The sequence below is a fragment of the Micromonospora sp. M42 genome (assembly GCF_000568915.1).
Classification (GTDB): domain Bacteria; phylum Actinomycetota; class Actinomycetes; order Mycobacteriales; family Micromonosporaceae; genus Micromonospora; species Micromonospora chalcea.
Genome location: NZ_KK037233.1, coordinates 1,795,545 through 1,796,345, shown reverse-complemented (window position 1 = coordinate 1,796,345; position 801 = coordinate 1,795,545). Strand labels below are relative to the sequence as shown.

The window sequence follows — 801 nt, the reverse complement described above, 5'->3', positions numbered from 1 at the left end:
GAGGCGATCGCGGCGGTGCACCGAGAAGACGCGTACGCCAACCTGGTGCTCCCGGAGATGCTGCGCGAGGCGGGGCTGACCGGCCGGGACGCCGCGTTCGCCACCGAGCTGACCTACGGCACGCTGCGGCACACCGGCACGCTCGCGCGATCGTGACCGACGCGGCCGGGCGGGACGTGCAGCGCATCGACCCGCCGGTGCGCGACGCGCTGCGGCTCGGGGCGTACCAGATCCTGCACATGCGGGTGCCCGCGCACGCCGCGGTGTCGTCCACCGTGGACCTGGTCCGGTCGGTGGGGCCGGGCGCGACCGGGTTCGCCAACGCGGTGCTGCGGGAGATCACCAGCCGGGACGCCGACGCCTGGGTGGCCAAGCTCGCCCCGGCGCAGGAGACCGACCCGGTCGGGCACCTCGCGCTGGCGTACAGCCATCCGCAGTGGATCGTGCGGTCGTTCGCCGAGGCGCTCGGCGGAGACATGGGCGAGACGACCCGGCTGCTCATCGAGGACAACGAGCGCCCGCCGGTGCACCTGTGCGCCCGGCCGGGCCTGGCCGACCCGGTGGCGCTGGCCGACGAGGTGGGCGGCGCGCCCGGCGCGTTCTCGCCGTACGCGGTCTATCTGCCCGGCGGCGCGCCGGGCGACCTGGCGGCGGTGGCCGACGGCCGCGCGCACGTGCAGGACGAGGGCTCCCAGCTGGTGGCGGACGCGCTGGCGGCGGCGCCGCTGGACGGCCCGGACGGCCGGTGGCTGGATCTGTGCGCCGGTCCGGGCGGCAAGTCCGGTCTGCTCGGCGCGCTGG

Annotated in this window: 1 pseudogene; it reads left to right on the top strand. The window is 76.9% G+C overall.

Features of this window, described 5'->3' with window-relative positions:
• Positions 1-801, top strand: a pseudogene (locus MCBG_RS08045) (transcription antitermination factor NusB); the annotation flags it as partial.